The 21,751-nt window shown below is 71.3% G+C and carries 16 protein-coding genes and 1 pseudogene; 8 read left to right on the top strand and 9 right to left on the bottom strand.

Features of this window, described 5'->3' with window-relative positions; all coding sequences use genetic code 11:
• Positions 1–91: 91 nt before the first annotated feature.
• The 4 genes from AC067N_RS05035 to AC067N_RS05020 all read right to left on the bottom strand — a co-directional run bounded on the left by AC067N_RS05035 (position 92) and on the right by AC067N_RS05020 (position 3,475).
• Positions 92–766: a GntR family transcriptional regulator gene (locus tag AC067N_RS05035; RefSeq protein ID WP_478677492.1), complete on the bottom strand. Its 675-nt coding sequence runs from the start codon at positions 764–766 to the stop codon at positions 92–94.
• 171 nt (positions 767–937) lie between these two features.
• Positions 938–1,888 (bottom strand): beta-ketoacyl-ACP synthase III, encoded by a 951-nt coding sequence (locus tag AC067N_RS05030; RefSeq protein ID WP_478677491.1) that lies wholly within the window; start codon positions 1,886–1,888, stop codon positions 938–940.
• A 149-nt stretch (positions 1,889–2,037) separates the two neighbouring features.
• A complete protein-coding gene (locus tag AC067N_RS05025; RefSeq protein WP_478677490.1) occupies positions 2,038–2,175 on the bottom strand; it encodes an MFS transporter small subunit in 138 nt (45 codons plus the stop codon).
• Positions 2,141–3,475, bottom strand: a complete 1,335-nt coding sequence (locus AC067N_RS05020; protein WP_478677489.1) for an OFA family MFS transporter — start codon at positions 3,473–3,475, stop codon at positions 2,141–2,143. The genes AC067N_RS05025 and AC067N_RS05020 overlap by 35 nt, the downstream gene beginning before the upstream one ends.
• A 247-nt stretch (positions 3,476–3,722) precedes the next feature.
• On the opposite strand from AC067N_RS05020, the pseudogene AC067N_RS05015 reads away from it, so the two are divergent.
• The 4 genes and pseudogenes from AC067N_RS05015 to AC067N_RS05000 all read left to right on the top strand — a co-directional run.
• Positions 3,723–3,884: pseudogene (locus AC067N_RS05015) on the top strand (2Fe-2S iron-sulfur cluster-binding protein); the annotation flags it as partial.
• Positions 3,885–3,912: 28 nt separating this feature from the next.
• Positions 3,913–4,779 (top strand): formate dehydrogenase accessory sulfurtransferase FdhD, encoded by an 867-nt coding sequence (fdhD, locus tag AC067N_RS05010; RefSeq protein ID WP_478677488.1) that lies wholly within the window; start codon positions 3,913–3,915, stop codon positions 4,777–4,779.
• 432 nt (positions 4,780–5,211) lie between these two features.
• Positions 5,212–7,110: an exo-alpha-sialidase gene (locus tag AC067N_RS05005; RefSeq protein ID WP_478677487.1), complete on the top strand. Its 1,899-nt coding sequence runs from the start codon at positions 5,212–5,214 to the stop codon at positions 7,108–7,110.
• Between the two features lie 10 nt (positions 7,111–7,120).
• A complete protein-coding gene (locus AC067N_RS05000; protein ID WP_478677486.1) occupies positions 7,121–8,356 on the top strand; it encodes a hypothetical protein in 1,236 nt (411 codons plus the stop codon).
• On the opposite strand, the gene AC067N_RS04995 is transcribed toward AC067N_RS05000, so the two are convergent.
• Complete coding sequence (locus AC067N_RS04995) at positions 8,295–9,335, bottom strand: bile acid:sodium symporter family protein (protein WP_478677485.1); 1,041 nt, start codon at positions 9,333–9,335, stop codon at positions 8,295–8,297. The two genes, AC067N_RS05000 and AC067N_RS04995, sit on opposite strands and share 62 nt — an antisense overlap.
• Before the next feature lie 141 nt (positions 9,336–9,476).
• Between AC067N_RS04995 and AC067N_RS04990 the strand changes: the two genes are divergently transcribed.
• Both AC067N_RS04990 and AC067N_RS04985 read left to right on the top strand, forming a co-directional pair.
• Positions 9,477–10,352 (top strand): LysR substrate-binding domain-containing protein, encoded by an 876-nt coding sequence (locus AC067N_RS04990; RefSeq protein ID WP_478677484.1) that lies wholly within the window; start codon positions 9,477–9,479, stop codon positions 10,350–10,352.
• A gap of 307 nt (positions 10,353–10,659) precedes the next feature.
• Complete coding sequence (locus AC067N_RS04985; RefSeq protein ID WP_478677483.1) at positions 10,660–12,486, top strand: AMP-dependent synthetase/ligase; 1,827 nt, start codon at positions 10,660–10,662, stop codon at positions 12,484–12,486.
• A gap of 38 nt (positions 12,487–12,524) precedes the next feature.
• Here AC067N_RS04985 and AC067N_RS04980 read toward each other — a convergent pair whose 3' ends face one another.
• The gene (locus AC067N_RS04980) at positions 12,525–13,304 is read right to left on the bottom strand and encodes a Tat pathway signal sequence domain protein (protein WP_478677482.1); all 780 of its coding nucleotides are present in this window, start codon (positions 13,302–13,304) and stop codon (positions 12,525–12,527) included.
• A 231-nt stretch (positions 13,305–13,535) separates the two neighbouring features.
• Here AC067N_RS04980 and AC067N_RS04975 point away from each other — a divergent pair, with 231 nt between their 5' ends.
• Positions 13,536–14,372, top strand: a complete 837-nt coding sequence (locus tag AC067N_RS04975; RefSeq protein ID WP_478677481.1) for an aldo/keto reductase — start codon at positions 13,536–13,538, stop codon at positions 14,370–14,372.
• Positions 14,373–14,472: 100 nt separating this feature from the next.
• On the opposite strand, the gene AC067N_RS04970 is transcribed toward AC067N_RS04975, so the two are convergent.
• From AC067N_RS04970 to AC067N_RS04960, 3 genes are all read right to left on the bottom strand, one after another.
• The gene (locus AC067N_RS04970; protein WP_478677480.1) at positions 14,473–15,366 is read right to left on the bottom strand and encodes a class I SAM-dependent methyltransferase; all 894 of its coding nucleotides are present in this window, start codon (positions 15,364–15,366) and stop codon (positions 14,473–14,475) included.
• Between the two features lie 92 nt (positions 15,367–15,458).
• The gene (locus AC067N_RS04965) at positions 15,459–16,052 is read right to left on the bottom strand and encodes a dihydrofolate reductase family protein (protein WP_478677479.1); all 594 of its coding nucleotides are present in this window, start codon (positions 16,050–16,052) and stop codon (positions 15,459–15,461) included.
• Positions 16,053–16,435: 383 nt separating this feature from the next.
• Positions 16,436–18,151 carry a glycoside hydrolase family 6 protein gene (locus tag AC067N_RS04960; RefSeq protein WP_478677478.1) on the bottom strand — a complete coding sequence of 572 codons (1,716 nt, stop codon included), beginning with the start codon at positions 18,149–18,151 and terminating at the stop codon, positions 16,436–16,438.
• Positions 18,152–18,809: 658 nt separating this feature from the next.
• Here AC067N_RS04960 and AC067N_RS04955 point away from each other — a divergent pair.
• The gene (locus AC067N_RS04955) at positions 18,810–21,725 is read left to right on the top strand and encodes a glycoside hydrolase family 48 protein (RefSeq protein WP_478677477.1); all 2,916 of its coding nucleotides are present in this window, start codon (positions 18,810–18,812) and stop codon (positions 21,723–21,725) included.
• Positions 21,726–21,751: the final 26 nt, after the last annotated feature.

Here is a 21,751-nt window from a genome sequence, read left to right as displayed (position 1 = left end):
CACCTGATGGCGCGACCCCGCTCGTCGACGCCGAGGCGGGCGCTCGGTCCCGTCACCCGGTGCCGTGACCGGCTGACGGGGCACCTCGCGGTTACTCCGGCCGCTCGTGGTACGTCTTGCGCGTGTGCTCCGTGTGCGCTCGCATCACGTTTGTCGCCAGCTGTTCGTCGCGCGCGGCGATCGCCGTGAGCAGTTCGCGGTGTTCGATCCAGGACTGGTGGCCGCGCTGCCGGGCGGCCGGGGTGAAGTACCAGCGGACCCGGCGATCGACCTGGGCGGCGAGTTCGGCGAGGACCGCGTTGCCGGCGAGTTCCATGACCTTCGCGTGGAAGCGGGTGTTCAACGCGACGGCGGCGTCCGCGTCGCCCGCGTCGACGGCCCGCTCGCCCTCCGCGCAGAGTTCCTCCAGCGCGGCGATGCCCGCCGTACCGGCGTTCGCCGCGGCGAGACGGGCCGCCTCCGCCTCCAGCAGGGTGCGGACGGTGAGGAGTTGGTCCGCCTCCTCCTCCGTCGGCTCGTGCACGAACGCGCCCTGCGCGGGCCGGAGGTCGACCCAGCCCTCGGTGCTCAGACGCTGGAGGGCCTCGCGGACCGGCTGCCGGGACACTCCGAGGTGCCCGGCCAGTTCGCTCTCGACCAGGTGCCGGCCGGGGCGCAGGACGCGGGTGGTGATCAGTTCGAGCAGGGCTTCGTGGACGCGGTCGCGCAGCGGGCCGGGGCGCTCGAGCTTGGGCACGGCCCCTTGCGGCAGTCCGGTCGACAGCATCGGGTCCCCCTCCAGAGCACCACAGCGTGTACCGCACGCGGAAAGCCGACGGCCCGTAAGGGAATGTCGAGGTCGACAGCCAGTACGGATTGTCTATCGTCTACAGTCTGCGAGCCTCATCGGCCAGGGAGTTGACGAGTCTGTCGCGTCACATCACCGCCAGGGCGGTGCTCAGGGGCAGCGGACGACCTGTCCTGCGTACGACAGGTTTCCGCCGAAGCCGAACAGGAGCACGGGGTCGCCGCTGGAGATCTCGCCGCGTTCGACGAGCTTGGAGAAGGCGAGGGGGATGCTCGCGGCCGAGGTGTTGCCGGACTCGGTGACGTCCCGGGCGACGACGGCGTTGACGGCGCCGATCTTCGCGGCGAGTGGTTCGATGATGCGCAGGTTCGCCTGGTGGAGGACGACCGCGGCGAGGTCGGCGGGGGCGAGCCCGGCCTTCTCGCAGGCGGCGCGGGCGATGGGCGGCAGCTTGGTGGTGGCCCAGCGGTAGACGCTCTGCCCCTCCTGCGCGAACCGCGCGGGCGTCCCCTCGATCCGTACCGCGTGTCCCATCTCGGGCACCGAGCCCCACAGCACCGGCCCGATGCCGGGCGCGCCGGCGGCGGGATCGGCCGCCTCGACGACCGCCGCGCCCGCCCCGTCCCCGACGAGCACACAGGTCGTCCGGTCGGACCAGTCCGTGACCTCGGACATCTTGTCGGCGCCGATGACCAGCGCCCGGGTGGCGGCGCCCGCGCGCACCGCGTGGTCGGCGGTGGCGAGGGCGTGGGTGAAGCCGGCGCAGACGACGTTGACGTCCATGGCGGCCGGGGAGGGGATGCCGAGCCGGTGGGCGACCCGGGCGGCCATGTTCGGGGAGCGGTCGACGGCCGTGGAGGTGGCGACCACGACGAGGTCGATGTCGGCGGCGGTGAGGCCGGCCGAGGCGAGCGCCTTCGCGGCGGCGTGCCCGGCCAGCTCGTCGACGGGTTCGTCGGGCCCCGCGATGTGCCGGGTGCGGATGCCCACGCGGCTCGTGATCCACTCGTCACTGGTGTCGACCATGCCCGCCAGGTCCTCGTTGGTGAGCACCTTGGCGGGCTGGTAGTGGCCGACGGCGGCGATCCGCGAGCCGTTCATGGGTGTTCCCCCTCATAGCCTGTGGTCAGCGGGATTCACCAGTCTGCGCAGTGACTCACGGGTAGGAGGGCGGGTGAGGTGACAGTAAAGACGAACCCATGTTGTGGGCTTCTGTCAGACCTCCGGACGTCCGAGTACGTGCCGAGCGGTCAGGCGGTGAACAGTTGCGTGGCCTTTCGTACCAGTTCGTACAGTCCGTAGGCGAGCGGTACGCCCACCCACAGCCAGGCGAAGACGATCAGTGGACGCCGGTCAGGCTGATCCGGACTGCTGTCGCTGGACGGCATCTGCGGCCTCCCTCGGGGCGGGGATGTGGAAGCGGGGGTGGACGGGCCGGACCAGCTCGTTGGCGACGAAGCCGACGACGAGCAGGCCGATCATGATGAAGAAGGACATGCCGTAGAGGTCGGGGCCGCTCCTGCCCGCCTCCTCCTGCCGGTCGGCGATCCAGTTGACGATCAGCGGGCCGAGGACACCGGCGGTGGACCAGGCGGTGAGCAGCCGGCCGTGGATGGCGCCGACCTGGTAGGTGCCGAAGAGGTCCTTCAGATAGGCGGGGATCGTGGCGAAGCCGCCGCCGTAGAAGGAGAGGATCACCAGGGCGCAGACGACGAACAGCGGCTTGGAGGAGTCGCCGAACTGCGCGATGAGCAGGTACATCAGGGCGCCGACGCCGAGGTAGACGCGGTAGACGTTCTTGCGTCCGATCAGGTCGGAGGTCGACGACCAGGTGATGCGGCCCGCCATGTTGGCCGCCGAGAGGAGCGCCACGAAGCCCGCCGCCGCGCCGGCCGAGACCGGGGTGGAGGACTCGGCGAAGAAGTCCGTGATCATCGGGGCGGCCTTCTCCAGGATGCCGATGCCGGCGGACACGTTCATGCAGAGGACGACCCACAGGCACCAGAACTGCGGCGTGCGGATGGCGTCGCGGGCCGACACCTGCGGGCCCTCGAAGGCGCTCGGTCCGCTCGCGCGGGGCTTCTCGCCGCGGGGCACCCGGACGAGCAGCACGCCGAGGGCCATGAACACCGCGTACGACAGTCCGTGGACGAGGAAGGCGACGGCGATCCCGGACGAGTCGGCGCCGAAGGTCTCCAGCATCCGCGCGGACCACGGCGAGGCGATCAGCGCACCGCCGCCGAAGCCCATGATGGCGATGCCGGTGGCCATGCCGGGCCTGTCGGGGAACCACTTGATCAGGGTGGAGACGGGCGAGATGTAGCCGATGCCGAGGCCGATCCCGCCGACGAAGCCGTAGCCGAGGACGATCAGCCAGTACTGCTCGGTGGCCGCTCCCAGGGAGGCGATCAGGAAGCCGGAGGAGAAGCAGACCAGGGCCACGGTCATGGCCCAGCGCGGCCCGTTGCGCTCCACGAGCGTCCCGCCGAACGCGGCGGACAGGCCCAGCATGACGATGCCGAGTTGGAAGGGCAGCGCGCTCTGGGTGCCGCTGAGGCCGAGCGCGGATTCGAGCGGCGGCTTGAACACGCTCCAGGCGTAGGCCTGTCCGATGGAGAGGTGGACGGAGAGGGCGGCGGGGGGAACGAGCCAGCGGCTCCAGCCCACGGGCGCGATGGGGGGACTCATGATCCCGGACGGTAGGGAGCGACCGGGGAGTTGAGAAGTCGGCGCGTCGACCGTGTGCGACGAACGGCATGCGGCGCGCGCCGAACGGTCGGTGCATGTCCACCCCGGCCGCCGCGCCCGGCGGCATCGCCCTCCCTCGTGCCCGCGCACCCGCGTCCGGCGGCGGCGCGCCGAGCGACCGGGGCGACCGGGGCGACCGGGGCGGCCGCAGGACCGTCCTCGGACTCCTCGCCTCCTCGGCCGGCCGACCACGGTGTGCGCGTACCGCGGAGTGGGCTGCGACCTCACACAGCACGTGCAGGACAATGAGATCGTGAAGGTCACCTCGCCGCACGACAACCCGGTGGCCCACGGCAACCTGTGCATCAAGGGCCGCTGCGGCTACCAGCACGTACAGAACCGGGACTGAGCGGGACTGGTCGGGACAGGGGCAGGACATGGGACGAGTCACGGAACGACGCAAGGTGATCCGCATCCGGGACGGGGAGGTCTCCTCGCGTCCGGACACGCTCGTCGCCGAGGAGCCGCTGGAGATCCGCCTCAACGGCAAGCCCCTCGCGATCACCATGCGCACCCCCGGCGACGACTTCGCGCTCGCCGCCGGGTTCCTGGTCAGCGAGGGCGTGCTGGCCGAGCAGTCCGACCTGCAGAACATCGTGTACTGCGCGGGCGCCACCGCAGACGGTGCGAACACGTACAACGTGGTGGACGTGCGGACGACCTCGGGTGTGGTGGTCCCGGACATCACCCTCGAACGCAACGTCTACACGACCTCGTCGTGCGGGCTGTGCGGCAAGGCCTCCCTGGACGCGGTCCGTACGACGGCCCGCTGGCCCGTCGACGACACGCACGGCGGTGACGCTCCCCCGGTCCGCCTGGACCCCGGCCTCCTCGCGAGCCTCCCGGACCGGCTCCGCGCGGCCCAGCGGGTCTTCGACCGGACGGGGGGTCTGCACGCGGCGGCCCTGTTCGGCGAGGACGGCGAGCTGCTCGACGTACGGGAGGACGTGGGCCGGCACAACGCGGTGGACAAGCTGGTCGGGCGGGCGCTGCAGAGCGGGTCGCTGCCGTTGTCACGGGCCGTGCTGCTGGTGTCGGGGCGGGCCTCCTTCGAGCTGGCGCAGAAGGCGGTGATGGCCGGGATACCGGTCCTGGCGGCGGTGTCGGCGCCGTCGTCGCTGGCGGTGGACCTGGCCGCCGAGACGGGGCTGACCCTCGTCGGCTTCCTGCGGGGAGCCTCCATGAACGTGTACGCGGGTGAGCACCGCATCGCCCTGCGGGCCGCGGCCGCCCAGGGCGGCTGACCGGCTGGCTCCGCCGGTTCAGCCGGTTCAGCCGGTTCAGCCGGTTCAGCCGCCGGGTACGCGCCGTTGGGCCACCGGTGCGTTGCCGGGTGCGGGTGGGTGGGAGCTGGTCGCGCAGTTCCCCGCGCCCTTGAAAAGCGACCGGGGCCGCGCCCCGTGCTTTTCGATGAAGGGCGGGCCGCAGGCACAACCCTTCAGGGGCGCGGGGAACTGCGCGAGAAACCACACCCCACCCGCACCCGCACCCGCACCCGCACCCGCACCCGCACCCGCCACAACCACGCGCGCCCCCGAGTCGGAAGGCGCCCCCTGACACACCCTTCCGCACGGTTCTTGTGGGCCCCTGAACCCCCGCGTAGCGTCTGTGGGCGGACATAGGACATGGGACGTCCGACGTCCCCCCATCCGGACGCATGAAGGGCTGGCCGCACCGTGCCGTCGAGTCTTCGCGCACGTCTCAGATCCACCCTCACCGCCTTGCTCACCGCCACCGCGCTCCTCGCCCTCCCCCACCCCTCCGGGGCACAGGCCCGACAAGGCCCCGGCGCACCCGAGTTCGAGCAACAGGTTCTTTTCAAGGCGTCCCAGGACCCCGGCTACGCCTGCTTCCGCATCCCGGCGATCGTGCGGAGCACGGCGGGGACCCTGCTGGCCTTCGCCGAGGGGCGCGTCCTCAACTGCGGGGACGCGGCCGACATAGACCTCGTGCTGAAACGGTCCACGGACGGCGGCCGCACCTGGGGCCCGCTCCAGGTCGTCAACGAGGGCAAGGGCGACACGCACGGCAACCCCGCCCCCGTGGTGGACCGGGAGACCGGCCGGATCCTGCTGGCGGAGACGTACAACTCGGGCCGTACGGACAGCGCGAGCTGCGACGTGCCCTGTGACCGCACGCCCCACCTCCAGTACAGCGACGACGACGGAGTGACCTGGTCCGAGCCGCGCCCGCTCGGCGAGCAAATCCGCCCGGCCCACTGGAACTCCTGGTACGCCACCGGGCCGGTGCACGGCATTCAGCTCACCAGGGGCCGGCACGCGGGCCGACTGGTCTTCGGGGTGAACGCCGAGACCTGGGCGGACGGCCGGGTCACCGCCAACCACGCGGCGCTCGTCACCAGCGACGACGGCGGTGAGAACTGGCGGATCGGCGCCACGGACACCTGGCCGGTCGCGGTCGGCGGCACGTTCCGGCAGAAGCCGTCGGAGCTGACGCTCACCGAGCGCGCGGACGGCTCGGTGCTGGTGAGCGGGCGTGAGCAGGACGGCACCGACCTCGGGCACCGCGGCCAGGCGGTCAGCCGCGACGGCGGCCGCAGCTTCGCCTCCCCGTTCCGGGCGCTCCCGGACCTGTACATGCCCCAGGTGCAGGGGTCCGTGTTACGGCTCGGCGACCGCATGCTGCTGGCCGGTCCCGCCGACCCCGACCGCCGTCGGACCATGGCGGTCCGCTCCTCGTACGACGGCGGTCGCACCTGGGAGAGCGTGGACCGGGGCACGGTGGTCACCACCGACTGGTCCGGCTACTCGGACCTGGTGCGGATCGGCCGCGGCGTCGACGGCAACGATGTCGTCGGGCTGATGTACGAGGGCGGCGCCGTCGACGCCCGGGACGAGATCCGCTTCGCCCGCTTCACGGAGGACTGGCTGAAGCCGCGCCGGGGTTCGGACCCGACGACGCCCGACAGGGCCCCGGGCGGCAGGCGGGCCGCGGTACTCGGGGGTGCGCGCCCCACGGACGGGGCGTTCGGGGGCGCGATCGAGTTCGACGGCGCCGACGACGCCGTACGGCTGCCCTACCGGCCCCGGCTCCCGCTGCACGCCAAGGACTTCACCGCCTCGCTCTGGTTCCGGTACACGGCGACCACCGGGGAGCAGCCGATGCTGTGGATGGGCGGGGTGGGGACCACGCAGCCGCAGGTGTGGGTGCGCGGTGAGCCGGCCTCGGGGCGGCTGACGGGGCTGATGACCGTGCGGGACGGGGCCGCGCCGTCCAGGAGCGTGGCGGTGCGGTCGACGGGCGCGTACAACGACGGGCGGTGGCACCACCTGGTGCTGCGACGGGGCGGCGGGGAGTTGGCGCTGTTCGTGGACGGTACGCGGTTCGCCACCACGGACGTCGCCGGATCGGTCAGCCGGAACTCGCCGTTCGGGGTGCACCTCGGGCAACGGGTCGACAGCCGGGTGCACTTCACCGGAACGCTCGACGAAGTGCTCGTCGTCGACCGGGCGTTGAGCGACCACGAGGTGACGGGGCTGCGGGTGGGGGACACGGCCGCGCGGCGCGGCGCGATCCTGTGGCTGCCCATGGACCGTGTGGACCCGGGCCACTAACGTCCCTCCCGTGCCCGACGACGCAGGAGCACGACGGCGGACGGGGGCGGGACCGGTCCTGATCCTGGCGCTGGTCCTGGCCCTCGCGGCCGTGCTGCTCACCGCCATCCCGGACGGCGACCGGGAGGGCGGCCCCACCTGCACGGCCCGCACCGTCCGGGACTGGGACCCGGACGAGCCGCTGACCGGTGAGTTCGCCCGCTACGGCGACGACGCGACCCGCACCGACGACTGGACCGGCGGCGACGGCACCCACTCGGTGCGCCTGCCCGACGGGCGGGTGCTGTGGCTGTTCTCCGACACCTATCTGGGCCGGGTGCACGCACCGCCCAACCCGGTCGGCGAGTCCGTGGCCTGGCGGGACGTCTCGACACCCCTCGTACGCAACTCGGCCGTCGTCATGTCCCCCTCGGGCCGCCTGGAGTCCACCCTCCCGGCCCCCGTCTTCCCGGACCCGGCGCCCCAGCGGTGGCGCTGGCCGGTGGCCGCCCGGGTCGAACCCCGCTCCCCCGGCTCCGCCGAGAAGGTCGTCCGGGTACTGCTGTGGACGCGTACGGCGGGGCAGTCGCCCTGGATCTACGGGGTGCCCACGGCCACCGAGGTCGCCACGCTGTCGCTGCCCGCGCTGCGGCTGGAGGGGATCACGACGGTCCTCGACCAGGCGCCGGTCGCCGATCCCGCCCGGCGGGTGCTCTTCGGGACGACGGCCGTCGACGCGGGCGACTGGACGTACGTCTTCGGCGGCACCGACGCCCAGGCCGCCTCCCGGCCGACCTCCCACGCGTATGTCGCACGGGTGGCGCGCGGCAGGCTGGGGGAGCCGGGGGCGTGGGAGTACTGGGACGGCTCGCGGTGGACGGTGCGGGGGCGCCCGGCGGCGGTGCTGGGGAACGGGGAGGACAAAGGCGTGGGCAGCGCCTTCAGCGTCGTACGGGACGGGCGGACGTATGTGCTGTTCACGATGGCCGCGGGGACCGAGGGGCTGACGACCGTCACCGCCTACTGGGCGTGCTCTCCCACCGGGCCCTGGCACGGGCCCACCGAGGGGTTCGCCCCGCCGCTGCCGAGGGACGGGGTGGCGGCGTACAACCCGCAGGCGCACGAGGCGGTCAGCGGCGGGCGGCTGGTCCTCAGCTACGACGTCAACTGGCTGGACGCGAACGCGGCGGCGGCGCAGCTGAACATCACGCGGAACGTGTCCCTGTACCGGCCTCGGTTCGTGTCGCTTCGTCTCGCCGCTCCGTGACCTCCGCCGCCTCGGGGTCGTGCGAGCGGCGCTTGGCGATGACCGCGCAGACCATGAGCTGCATCTGGTGGAACAGCATCAGCGGGAGCACCGCGAGGGACGCCTCGGCGCCGAACAGGACGCTCGCCATGGGCAGTCCGGAGGCCAGGGACTTCTTGGAGCCGGCGAACTGGATGGCGACGCGGTCGGCCCGGTCGAAGCGCAGAACCCTCGCGCCGTACCAGGTGAGGGTGAGCATCACCGCGAGGAGCACGGCCTCGACGACCAGCAGCCCGCCGAGCCGCAGCGGACTCACCTGGCTCCAGACGCCGCGCACCATGCCCTCGCTGAAGGCGACGTAGACCACGAGGAGGATCGAGGCGCGGTCCACGAGGCCGAGGACCCTCTTGTGCCGGGTGACGAAGCCGCCGATCCAGCGGCGGGCGACCTGTCCGGCGACGAACGGCACCAGCAACTGGAGCACGATCCTCCAGAGCGCGTCGGCGGAGAAGCCGCCCACGCTGCCGCCGAGCAGGATCGCCGCGAGCAGCGGGGTGACGACGATGCCCGCGAGGGAGGAGAAGGAGCCCGCGCAGATCGCGGCGGGCACATTGCCGCGGGCCATCGAGGTGAAGGCGATCGAGGACTGGATGGTCGACGGGACGAGGGTGAGGAAGAGCAGGCCGGTGTAGAGGGAGTGGCTCAGGAGCACCGGTTCGAGGCCCCTGGCGGCCAGGCCCAGTAGCGGGAAGACGACGAACGTACAGGCCAGCACCGTGACATGGAGCCGCCAGTGCTTCAGACCGTCCAGGGCCTCACGGGTGGAGAGCCGGGCCCCGTACAGGAAGAACAGGAAGGCGATCGCGACAGTGGACGCGCCCGAGGCGACGTCGGCGGCCGAGCCCCGCGCCGGGAGGAGCGCCGCGAGGCCCACCGTCCCCAGCAACAGCAGGATGTAGGGGTCGATCGGCATCCAAGTCGGCCACTGCAGGCGTTTCACGGTGCTCCACGTGCTTTCGATCGGGTCTGTGGCAGGGCCTGAGAGGCCCTCTCCATCGTCCTCCGCCGCCCCCTGATCGGGAATCCCTCATACCGTTCTGACTGTCATCGTGATTCGCGATGACCGGGGTAGGGTGCCCTCATGTACGACCCCTCCCACCTGCGGACGTTCCTCGCCGTGGCGCAGACGCTGAGCTTCACCCAGGCCGCGCGGCGGCTCGGGCTGCGCCAGTCCACGGTCAGCCAGCACGTTCGCCGGCTGGAGGACGCGGCCGGGCGGCAGCTGTTCACCCGGGACACGCACTCGGTGGAGCTGACGGAGGACGGCGAGGCGATGCTGGGGTTCGCGCGCCGGATCCTGGACGTGCACGAGCAGGCGACGGCGTTCTTCACCGGCACCCGGCTGCGGGGCCGGCTGCGGTTCGGCGCGTCGGAGGACTTCGTGCTGACCCGGCTGCCGGAGATCCTGGAAGGCTTCCGGCACGACCACCCCGAGGTCGACCTGGAGCTGACGGTCGAGCTGTCCGGCACGCTCCACGAGCGGCTCGCGGCGGGCAAGCTCGATCTGGTGCTGGCGAAGCGGCGCCCGGAGGACCCGCGCGGCGAGCCGGTCTGGACGGACCGGCTGGTGTGGATCGGCGCGGAGCGGCTGCGCCTCGACCCCGACCGCCCGGTACCGCTGATCGTCTACCCGCCGCCGGGCATCACCCGCGCCCTGGCGCTGGAGGCGCTGGAGCGGGAGGGCCGCGCCTGGCGGGTGGCCTGCACCAGCGGCAGCCTCAACGGCCTCATCGCCGCCGCCCGCGCGGGCCTCGGGGTCATGGCCCATTCCCGCCGTCTGGTGCCCCCCGGTCTGGTCCGGGTCCCCGAGCGGGCGGGGCTGCCGGAACTCGGCGAGGTGGACTTCGTGCTCGTGCACGGACGGCGACCGGGAGCGGCGACGAGCGCGGCGGACGCGCTGGCCGCGGCGATCCTCTCCGGCGGCGACCGCCTCCACGGCCGGGCCCGCGGGGTGTGACGGACCGGTGCGCCGCCGCGCTGGTACTGATGTCGGTCCCTGGGACCGGTATCGCTGGGGCCGGGCGTGAAGCGGCGCGGCCCGGCCCCAGCGGTGGCGGTAATCGGGTCGTACAGATTCGGTGGAGATTACGGTGCCGAAACTTACTGCTCCGTAAGGAATTTCGCCCGGCTTCTCCGCGTCTGCACACATATTCCGCTGCCCGCTCGTACTGATCTTGCCGATTCGTCCCCTCCCGTTCCCCTCCCGTCCCGGCTCCCGGTGAGGTAGCTTTCACGCGCTGTGCGGAGTGCCACGAGGAGCGGGTTTGCGCGAGTTCACCAACCCTCCGTTGGCGTCGGCGCCGCCGGTGGGCGGTCTGGCCGACGTCGTCTTCGAGTACGCCCAGGAGGACCCGACGTACATCGCGCTCGGGCGCAAGGACGAGCGCGGCGAGTGGCGCGATGTGACCTCCGCCGAGTTCCGTGACGAGGTGCTGGCGCTGGCCAAGGGCCTGCTGTCACAGGGAGTCCGGTTCGGCGACCGGGTCGCCATCATGTCCCGCACCCGGTACGAGTGGACCCTGTTCGACTACGCGCTGTGGACCGTCGGCGCCCAGGTCGTGCCCGTCTACCCGACCTCCTCCGCCGAGCAGGTCTTCTGGATGCTGTACGACTCGCAGTGCACGGCGGCCATGGTCGAGCACGAGGACCACGCGATGACCATCGCCACGGTCATCGACCGGCTGCCGCAGCTGCGCCGGCTGTGGCAGCTGGACGAGGGCGCGGTCGAGGAGCTGTACGAGTCCGGCGCTCAGCTCGACGACGAGGTGGTGCACCGGCACCGGCGGGCGGTGACCCCCGAGTCGGTCGCGACGATCATCTACACGTCCGGCACCACGGGCCGCCCCAAGGGGTGTGTCATCTCCCACGCCAACTTCATGGTCGAGGCGGACACGGTCATCGAGCGCTGGGCGCCGCTGTTCAGGTCCCGCAGGGGCGAGGAGCCGGCGACCCTGCTGTTCCTGCCCCTCGCGCATGTCTTCGGTCGGATGGTGCAGGTGGCCGGGATCCGCGGCAAGGTCAAGTTCGGGCACCAGCCGCAGCTCAACGCGGCCGTGCTGCTGCCGGACCTGGCGGCCTTCAGGCCGACGTTCTTCCTCGCGGTGCCGTACATCTTCGAGAAGGTCTTCAACGCGAGCCGGCGCAAGGCCGAACGCGAGGGCAGGGCCGGTCCCTTCGAGAAGGCCGTCGAGGTGGCCGTGAAGTACGCGGACGCCGTCGAGGCGAAGGCCTGGGGTGTGGGCCCCGGCCCCTCGGCGGGGCTGCGGATGCAGCACCAGTTCTTCGACAAGGTCGTCTACTCCAGAATCCGGGAGGCCATGGGCGGCCGGATCAAGTACGCCATGTCCGGCGGCTCGGCGATGGACCGGCGGCTCGGGCTGTTCTACGCGGGCGCCGGCATCCACATCTACGAGGGGTACGGGCTGACGGAGTGCACGGCGGCCGCGACGGCCAACCCGCCCGAGCGCACCCGGTACGGCACCGTCGGCCAGGCCATCCCGGGCATGACCGTGCACATCGCGGACGACGGCGAGGTCTGGCTGCGCGGCCCCAATGTCTTCCAGGGGTACCTCAACAACCCCAAGGCCACCGACGAGACCCTGCACGACGGCTGGCTCGCCACCGGGGACCTGGGCTCCCTCGACGAGGACGGCTATCTCACGATCACCGGGCGCAAGAAGGAGATCCTGGTGACCTCGGGCGGCAAGAGCGTCTCCCCGGCGGTCCTGGAGGAGCGGGTGCGGGACCATCCCCTGGTCGCCCAGTGCATCGTCGTCGGCAACGACCGGCCGTACATCGCCGCCCTCGTCACCCTGGACGCGGAGGCGGTCGAGCACTGGATCCAGATGCACGGCAAGCCTAGGCTGGCACCGGCCGACCTGGTGCGCGACCCGGAGCTGGAGACCGAGGTGCGACGGGCGGTGGTCGCCGCCAACACCCTGGTCTCGCAGGCAGAGTCGATCCGCACGTTCCGGATACTGGCGCACCAGTTCACCGAGGAGCAGGGCCTGCTGACGCCCTCGCTGAAGCTGAAGCGGAAGGCGATCGAGAAGACGTATGCGAAGGAGGTGGAGGCGCTGTACCGGGCGTGAGACCGCTCGGCGGGCGCCGGGCGCCTCGGCGTACCGGGTCAGACCAGCTGGTAGCCCCGCATGTTCCGCAGGAGCATGTGGCAGTTCCGGAGCGAGCCCGAGGTGTCGCCGAGCGAGCGGTAGATGCCCCACTTGGGGCGCAGCCGGTCGGCGAGGAAGGTGTCGACCCCGGAGCGGGAGACGTCGATGAGGGTGGCCGGGCCCTTCCTGAGGATCCAGCGCACCGACCCCGCCGAGCCGTTGCCGACCTTCACCTGGAAGTCGACATCGGTCCAGGAGTCGTGCAGCGGCGCCAGATCCGTGCGGCCGACCAGGATGTCGTCGACGGGCAGCTTCAGCTCGATGGTCTGCGTGCCGTTCACCCTGCGCAGTGACTGCACGACGAGCGGGGAGGTGCCGTTTCCGGGCTGCTTCATCTGCATGACGTGGGTGAAGCTGGTGGTCGCCCTGAGCGAACTCGGCAGATACATCTGGTAGGTGACGCGCCAGGTCTGTCCCTCGGTCCAGCGGAGGAAGCCGCCGGGCGTGCGCAGGCCGGTGACCTCCTGGCGCTGCCGGTCGGTGGAGGTGTCCCGGTCGACGGTGTGCATGTCGAACCGCCAGGTGTCGCCGGTGGCGCGGATGTGCGGCGCGGCGGAGGGGTGGGAGTCGGCGCGGTCGTCCTCGACGGTCTCGAAGGCGCGGAGCCCGTCCGCGCTCGCAGACGGGGACCACTTCAGCTGCCAGGAGGCTGCGTGCGCGGCGGTCGGCAGGCCGAGGGCGGCGGCGGTCGCGCCGCCGAGCGCGGCGCCGAGGAGGTTCCTGCGGGTGGGGGGCATGGCCGTCCATTCACGGAGATGACCGGAGTTCAGGGACGCGTGCGGGGCTTCGGCAAGGCTCCCCGTGTGACGGTGTTCGGTCAATGGTCCGGACCGATAACGTAGAACCGTCGGATCCATTTCCGGCCATTCTGCGATTCGGGGCGCGAGCGAGCCGCTCAGGAATGCATCGCGCGCCGTGATCGTTGACGATGGGAAGCACCAACCGACGACTTTAAGGATCGAGAGCTCGTGAGCAGCAAGGTCCCCCCGATCATCCTGAACAACGGCGTCGAGATGCCCCAGCTGGGCTTCGGCGTCTGGCAGGTGCCGGACGACGAGGCCGAGCAGGCCGTCGGCACGGCGCTGGAGGCCGGCTACCGCAGCATCGACACGGCCGCGATCTACGGCAACGAGCGGGGCACCGGCAAGGCGCTCGCCGCCTCCGGCGTCCCCCGCAAGGACCTCTTCGTCACCACCAAGCTCTGGAACACCGACCAGGGCTACGACGCCACGCTCCGCGCGTTCGACGAGTCGCTGGACAAGCTCGGCCTGGAGTACGTCGACCTGTACCTGATCCACTGGCCGCTCCCGGCCCGTGGCGCGTACGTCGACACGTACAAGGCGTTCGAGAAGCTGTACGCCGACGGCCGCGCCCGGGCCATCGGTGTCTCCAACTTCCTTCCGGAGCACCTGGAGACGCTGATCGAGGCGACCGACGTCATCCCGGCGGTCAACCAGATCGAGCTGCACCCCCACCTCCAGCAGCACGCCGCCCGCGAGTACCACGCGGAGCAGGGCATCGCCACCGAGGCATGGTCGCCGCTCGGCCAGGGCAAGGGCCTCCTGGAGGTCCCGGCGATCGTCGCCATCGCGCAGAAGCACGGCCGCACCCCGGCCCAGATCGTGCTGCGCTGGCACCTCCAGCTGGGCAACGTGGTCATCCCCAAGTCGGTGACCCCGTCCCGCATCAAGGAGAACATCGAGGTCTTCGACTTCTCCCTGGACACCGAGGACATCGCCGCGATCAGCGCGCTGAACGAGGACCGCCGCATCGGTCCCGACCCGGCGACCTTCGACATGGCCTGAGGCCCACCGCGGCCGACGCCGGCTGACGGGACCGCCCGCCGGAGGGATTCCGGCGGGCGGTTTCGCGTGTCACGGGGCACCCGGCGCAGCCCCGCCCGCGTCACGCGCGGGCGAGGTGGACCGTGTGGGCCGTGAGGACGAACACGTCGGGGCGGTGGTACAGGCTCGCCTTGTCGTCGGGGTCCAGGAGCCGGTCGAGCGTGGAGAGGTCGGACGGGTCGAGATGGTCCGCGTACTCCGCGAGGGTCTCTCGGCGGCGCCGGAAGAGGGTGACGGCGTGGGCGCGCGCCTCCTCCGACACCGGGGCCGGCAGGTCCAGCAGGAAGGTGCGGGAGGTGGCGTCGCGCAGGCCCGCGGCGGTGAGCAGCCCCGGCCAGTCCTCGGCCTCCGCCACCGTACCGGGCAGGGCGGCGCGCATCTCGCCGAACCACATCTCCTCGACCGCGTCGAGCCGCGACTGGAGGCCGGGCCGGCCGATGCCGATGTCCCGCGGCAGGAACCGCGCGGGCAGCCCGCCCTCCACGAGCGCCAGCACCCCGCCCGGGGCCAGCCGCTCGGCGAAGGCGGCGAGGCCGGCCCGCTGGTCGCCGAGGTGGTGCAGACTGCGGCTCGCCCACAGCACGTCGACGGGGTAGTCCAACTCGGCCAGCCCCTCGGGAAGTTCCGCCTCCAGGGTGGCGAACCGGTCGGCCACGCCGAGGCGTTCCGCCCGGGCCCGGGCCCGCGCGAGCAGGGGACCCGAGCCGTCCACGGCGACCACACGGGCGCCGGGGAACGTGTCGGCCAGCAGCGTGCTCACGACGCCCGGCCCGCTGCCCGCGTCGACGACCAGCCCGGGTTCCGGCTGCCGCTCGGCCACCCAGGCCGCGGCCCTGCGGTTCAGCGGCGCGAACAGCTCCGCCTGCTGCTCCAGATGCTCGGCCAGCTCGGCCCAGTCGATGTCGGTGTGACCGTGGTCGTGGCGCCCGTGACCGTGCTGGTGGTGGTGTCCCATGGTGGTGAGCCTCTCTTCCGGTTGCCGTCAGCCTGCGCCGAGACACCGCCGAACGGCAATCTCCCTTGCCGTAACGGCAAACTCTCCGGGGCTCAGCCCTTCTCCGCGGCCCGGTAGACACAGACGTTCACGCCCGTGGCGCTGGTGACCGTGGAGACCAGCTCCAGGGTCCGCCTGGCGCCGCCGTCGGGGAAGATCGTCTTTCCGCCGCCCAGGACGACCGGCATGATCATCAGCCGCAGTTCGTCGACCAGGCCCTCGTGCAGGAGGGTGCGGGCGAGGCTGGGACTGCCCATGACCAGCAGGTCACCACCGGGGGCCTCGCGGAGCCCACGAATGCGGGCGACGGCCTCGTCGCCGGGGATGCGGGAGGTGTTCCAGGCAAGCTCGTCGTCCCCGAGGGTGCTGGAGACCACGTACTTGGGGAGGGCGTTGATCCGGTCGGCGAAGGGGTCCCCGGCCCGCTCGGGCCACGCCTCGGCCATCACCTGCCAGGTGCGGCGCCCGTACAGCAGCGCGTCCGCCGCGCGCAGCGCCTCGTCCCAGGCCCCGCCGACCACCTCCGGGTCGAAGAACTCCTGCGTCCAGCCGCCGTGGGCGAAGCCGCCGTCGGTGTCCTCCTCGGGACCGCCGGGGGCCTGCACGACGCCGTCCAGGCTCATGAACTCGGTGATGACGATGCGCATGGGGTGGTCTCCTCGTCCGCTCAGTGGTGACGGCGATGAAGACCGGCGCGCCGTCCGGAACTCATCGCCTCATCCACCCCACGTCACGGTGACGTGTGTCACACCACCCTGCCACTGAAACGGCCGCCCCGGCGCCGACACCGAAGCGGTCGTCGTCGCCGCGGTCCTCGTCGCCGCGGTCCTCGTCGCCGCGGTCCTCGTCGCCGCGGTCCTCGTCGCCGCGGCGCCGAAGCGGTTCGCGCGGCCCTGGCACGGCAACGGCCGCCCGGCCCCTTGCCGGAAAGGGGCGGGCGGCCGTCGTCCGCGCGGGCGTGCCTTCGGCCGGGTCCGCCAGGGGCCGGGGGAAGTGCTCACCCCCGGCGGACCCGCTCAGCCTGCGGAGGTCACAGCGCGGGGTACGCGTTCCGCATCAGCTCCTGGAACTGGGCGGAGAACCAGTGACCCGAGATCGGCGCGTTCGGCAGGGCGCCGGACATGTTGTTGTTGTTCCGCGGGTTGCCCGTGTACGTCGGGTCGCACATGCGGTCGAAGCCCTTGCCCTCGTCGTTCGGGATCGAGGAGCTGGCCCCGTCGGACTCACCCGGGGGCTTCATCCACACATAGGCGTCGATCCCCGTCGCCGGGGACGCCTGCGGACGCTCGCCGAGACCGGCTCCGGCCTGGTTGCACCAGTTGCCGGTGTTGAGGCGGCGGTCGTAGCGCCCGCCGTCGACGTATGTGTCGACGCTGGTCGTCGCGCCCGGCCCGGTGGGCCGTGCGCTGCCGCCCCAGCCGTTGCGGGAGGTGTCGATCAGCATGCCGATGTTCGAGTTGAAGCCGGCCGAGACGGCCTGGGTCCGGAAGGCCTGGGCGAACGACAGCTCGTCGACGTAGCGGTTCCAGTCGACCCACTTCGACTCGCGGACCGACTTGCCGGCCACGGTGTCGTTGACGGTGAAGTTGTTCTCCTTCAGGGCGCTGTAGTTCGCCGTGTTGGTGATGAAGCCGTGGACGTCGTTCACGGTGGCGCCCTCGGCGGTCGCCGCCTCCTTCATGATGGCGGCGGTGGGGCCGAAGTTGTCGTCCCAGCCGAGCCAGCCGTGGTGGCCGGCGTCGACGTAGTTGTAGACGTTGGGGACGTCGCCCAGCTTGTTGAGCGCGTAGCCCACACCCTTGACGTAGTTGCCGTTGGCCTTCATCACATCGCACTGCGGCACGGCCGTCGGGCGGCTGCCGGTGTTGGTGACGAGGTTGGGCAGGGAATCGATCTCGACCGTGGTGACGATCCGCAGCCCGGCGTACTTCGGGTCGGCGAGGATCGCCTTGATCGGGTCGATGTACTGCGTCTTGTACTTGTCGATCTCGTCGGCCTTGAGCTCGCCGTTGGAGGCGAGGGCCGAGCAGTCACGGCCGGGCAGGTTGTAGATCACCAGCTGGACGACGAGCTGGTCGGAGCCCTTCTGCCGCAGCGCCTCGTCGAGGTGGGCCCGCAGCCCCATCTTGCCGCCGGCGCCCGCGATGGCGGCGGTGCGGTCCAGCCACACGCCCGTGGGCTGGTTGGCGATCCGGCTGCCGCCCGGTTCGGCGGCGGCGTTCGCCGACCACTCCGGGTTCACGTACACCTTGGCGCCGGCGTACGGGTTGTCCACCCGCGTGCCGGGGGTGCCCGGGTCGGGATCGGTGGGACCGCCGCCGCCACCGTCGTCGACGTTGCAGGTCACACCGTCGAGCGTGAAGGTGGCGGGAAGGGCGTTGGTGCCGCTGTAGGTGGCGTTGAAGCCGAAGCTGACCGAGCCGCCGGTCGGGAGCGAACCGTTGTACGTCTCGTTGGAGGCCGTCACGGTGCTGCCGCTCTGGGAGATCCTCGCGTTCCACCCGTTGCCCACCTGCTGGTTGCCCGCGTACGACCACTTCGCGGACCACGAGGACTTCGCGGCGCTGTTGTTGGTGATCGTGACGGCGGCGGTGAAGCCGGTGGACCACTGGTTCTGCACCTTGTAGTCGACGGTGCAGGGGATCGCCCGGGTGCCGGCCTCGTCCGGCACGGCGGCCACCGCGGTCCCGGCGGCGCCGGCGACCAGCGCCATCGCCGCGAGGAGTGCTGTTCTGGTACGGCTCATGAGTGCGGGTTTCCTCTTCCGTAGTGGGGTGTACGTGGAGGTTCCGTAGGGGTTGCGCGTGGTGCCCGTCCGCCGGGGCGGCGCGAACGGTCGCCCGGCCCGGCACCCGACGACGTGGGACGGTCGTCGCGGGCGGCGTCCGGGCCGGACCGGCGGGAGCGGGCCATGTGCTCCGGTCGGTCCGGGCGAAAAGCGGATCGCCCTGGGACTCGGTGGGTCGGTTCCACGGCCGCGGACTCAGGTCGCGGGCAGTCCGCGGGCCCGCAGGACGACCCTGTCGCCGGGCAGCCCGGACACCTGCGGCCCGTCACCGTCCGGCGGGAGGTGCCCGGCCGTGGCGACGAGTAAAAGACCTGAACGCGCGGGGTGACGCATGAGCGACTCCTTGCAGATCGGGCGCGCCGTGACGACCGCGCCGACTGGTGGAACCGCTCCCACTGGTGCTGGTGAAGGTAGCGCCAAGTGACGGTAAAAGACAGGGGTGTTGCGTTATTACCCGGCACAAATCTTTTCGCCCGTCGTCGAATCTTTTCGACTCTTCAAGCACCTTGACCGCCTGCACCCCTCTCCTCAATATGGGAGCGCTCCCACTGGTTCAAGGCTTGTTGTTGCTGCTCCGCCCCCACCTTCGTAAGAGCCGCACGGAAGGAACCAGAGCATGCACCCCAGACGCGGACGCCGTGGCACACGGCGCCTGTGGACCGCCGTGGTCGCGGCCCTCGCTCTTCCCCTGACGATGCTGGGCACGGGATCGTCCCCCGCCGCCGCGGCGGCCGTCGCCTGCAACGTCGACTACAAGACCAATGACTGGGGCTCGGGCTTCACCGCCGAGCTGACCATCACCAACCGGGGTACGGAGGCCATCAACGGCTGGACCCTGACGTACGCGTACACGGGCAACCAGACGCTCACCAGCGGCTGGAGCGGCACCTGGTCGCAGTCCGGCAAGACGGTGACCGCGAAGAACGCGTCCTGGAACGGCACCATCGCCGTCGGGGCCGCGGTGAGCACCGGCGCCCAGTTCACCTACAGCGGCACGAACACCGCGCCGACCGGCTTCGCGATCAACGGCACCGCGTGTGTCGGCGCCCACCAGCCGCCGATCACCGTGCTGACCAGCCCGACCGCGGGTGCCACGTACTCGCAGGGCGACCCGGTGCCGATGGCGGCCACCGCGGCGGCCGCGGACAACGCGACCGTCACCAAGGTGGAGTTCTACGACGACACCAGGCTGCTGGGCACGGACACGACCTCGCCGTACACCTTCTCGGCGACCGGTCTGTCCGTGGGCAGCCACTCGCTGGTCGCCAAGGCGTACGACAGCCTGGGCGCGTCGGCGGACTCCGCACCGGTCGGCATCACGGTCGCGTCGGGCCCCGCCGTGGTGGTCTCACCGACCCAACTGGGCGTGCAGCAGGGCAAGACGGGCACGTACGACGTGAAGCTCTCGACGCAGCCGTCGGGCAATGTGACGGTGACGACCGCGCGGGCCTCCGGCAACTCGGGCCTGTCGGTCACCGGTGGCGCGTCGCTGACGTTCACACCGCAGAACTGGAACACGGCCCAGAAGGTGACCATCACGGCCGACTCCTCGGGCACGGGCGCCGCGGTCTTCGAGTCGACGGCCACGGGCCACGCCAAGGCCTCGGTGACGGTCACGCAGCTGGCGGCGTCGAAGGTGTACGACGCCCGCTTCCTGGAGCTCTACGGCAAGATCACCAACCCGGCGAACGGCTACTTCTCCCCCGAGGGCATCCCGTACCACTCGGTGGAGACGCTGATCGTCGAGGCGCCGGACCACGGCCATGAGACCACCTCGGAGGCGTACAGCTACCTCCTGTGGCTCCAGGCCATGTACGGCAAGGTCACGGGCGACTGGTCCAAGTTCAACGGCGCCTGGGAGATCATGGAGAAGTACATGATCCCCACCAAGGCCGACCAGCCGACCACCTCCTTCTACAACGCCTCCAAGCCGGCGACGTACGCCCCCGAGCACGACACCCCGAACGAGTACCCGGCGCAGCTGAACACCTCGGTCTCGGTCGGCTCGGACCCGATCGCCGCCGAGCTGAAGAGCGCCTACAACACGGACGACATCTACGGCATGCACTGGCTGCAGGACGTGGACAACGTCTACGGCTACGGCAACTCGCCGGGCAAGTGCGAGGCCGGACCGGCCGACACCGGCCCGTCGTACATCAACACCTTCCAGCGCGGACCGCAGGAGTCGGTGTGGGAGACCGTCCCGCAGCCCACCTGCGACCAGTTCAAGTACGGCGGCAGGAACGGGTACCTGGACCTGTTCACCCGTGACGCCTCCTACGCCAAGCAGTGGAAGTTCACCAACGCCCCGGACGCCGACGCGCGCGCCGTACAGGCGGCGTACTGGGCGGACGTCTGGGCCAAGCAGCAGGGCAAGGGCGGTGACGTCTCCGCGACCGTCGGCAAGGCCGCGAAGATGGGCGACTACCTGCGCTACGCGATGTACGACAAGTACTTCAAGAAGGTCGGGAACTGCGTGGGACCGACCACGTGCCCCGCGGGTACCGGCAAGGACGCCTCCTTCTACCTGCTCTCCTGGTACTACGCGTGGGGTGGCGCCACCGACACCAACGCCGGCTGGTCCTGGCGCATCGGCTCCAGCCACGCGCACGGCGGCTACCAGAACCCGCTGGCCGCGTACGCCCTCGCCAACTACGCCCCGCTGAAGCCCAAGTCGGCGACCGGGCAGGCGGACTGGGCCAAGTCCCTGGACCGGCAGATCGAGTTCTACCGCTGGCTGCAGTCCGACGAGGGCGGCATCGCGGGCGGCGCGACCAACAGCTGGGCGGGGCGGTACGCCACGCCTCCGGCCGGGACGCCGACCTTCTACGGCATGTACTACGACGAGAAGCCCGTGTACCACGACCCGCCGTCCAACCAGTGGTTCGGCTTCCAGGCGTGGTCCATGGAGCGGGTCGCCGAGTACTACCAGCAGACGGGTAACGCCGCCGCGAAGACGGTGCTCGACAAGTGGGTCGACTGGGCGCTGTCCAAGACCACGATCAACCCCGACGGGACGTACCGGATTCCCTCCACGCTCCAGTGGTCCGGCGCCCCGAACACCTGGAACCCGTCCAGCCCCGGCTCCAACAGCGGGTTGCACGTCACCGTCGCCGACTACACCGACGACGTGGGCGTGGCGGCCGCGTACGCCAAGACGCTGACGTACTACGCGGACCGCTCCGGTGACGCCGACGCGGCCCGGGTCGCCAAGGCGCTGCTCGACGGGATGTGGCAGCACCACCAGGACGGGCTGGGTGTCGCCGTCCCGGAGACCCGCGCTGACTACAACCGGTTCGACGACCGGGTGTACGTCCCGAACGGGTGGACGGGCACGATGCCGAACGGCGACACGATCAACTCGTCGTCGACGTTCGAGTCGATCCGGTCGTTCTACGAGGACGACCCGGCCTGGTCGAAGATCGAGGCGTATCTGGCGGGTGGCGCCGCGCCGTCGTTCACGTACCACCGGTTCTGGGCCCAGGCGGACATCGCCCTGGCCATGGGTTCGTACGCGGAGCTCCTCGAATAAGTCCCCGCTGAAGCTCCGGGTACGAG

This window comes from Streptomyces sp. NPDC042364 (assembly GCF_056437585.1).
The sequence above is the reverse complement of the archived record's forward strand: the minus strand, read 5'-3'. Positions and strand labels throughout refer to the sequence as shown.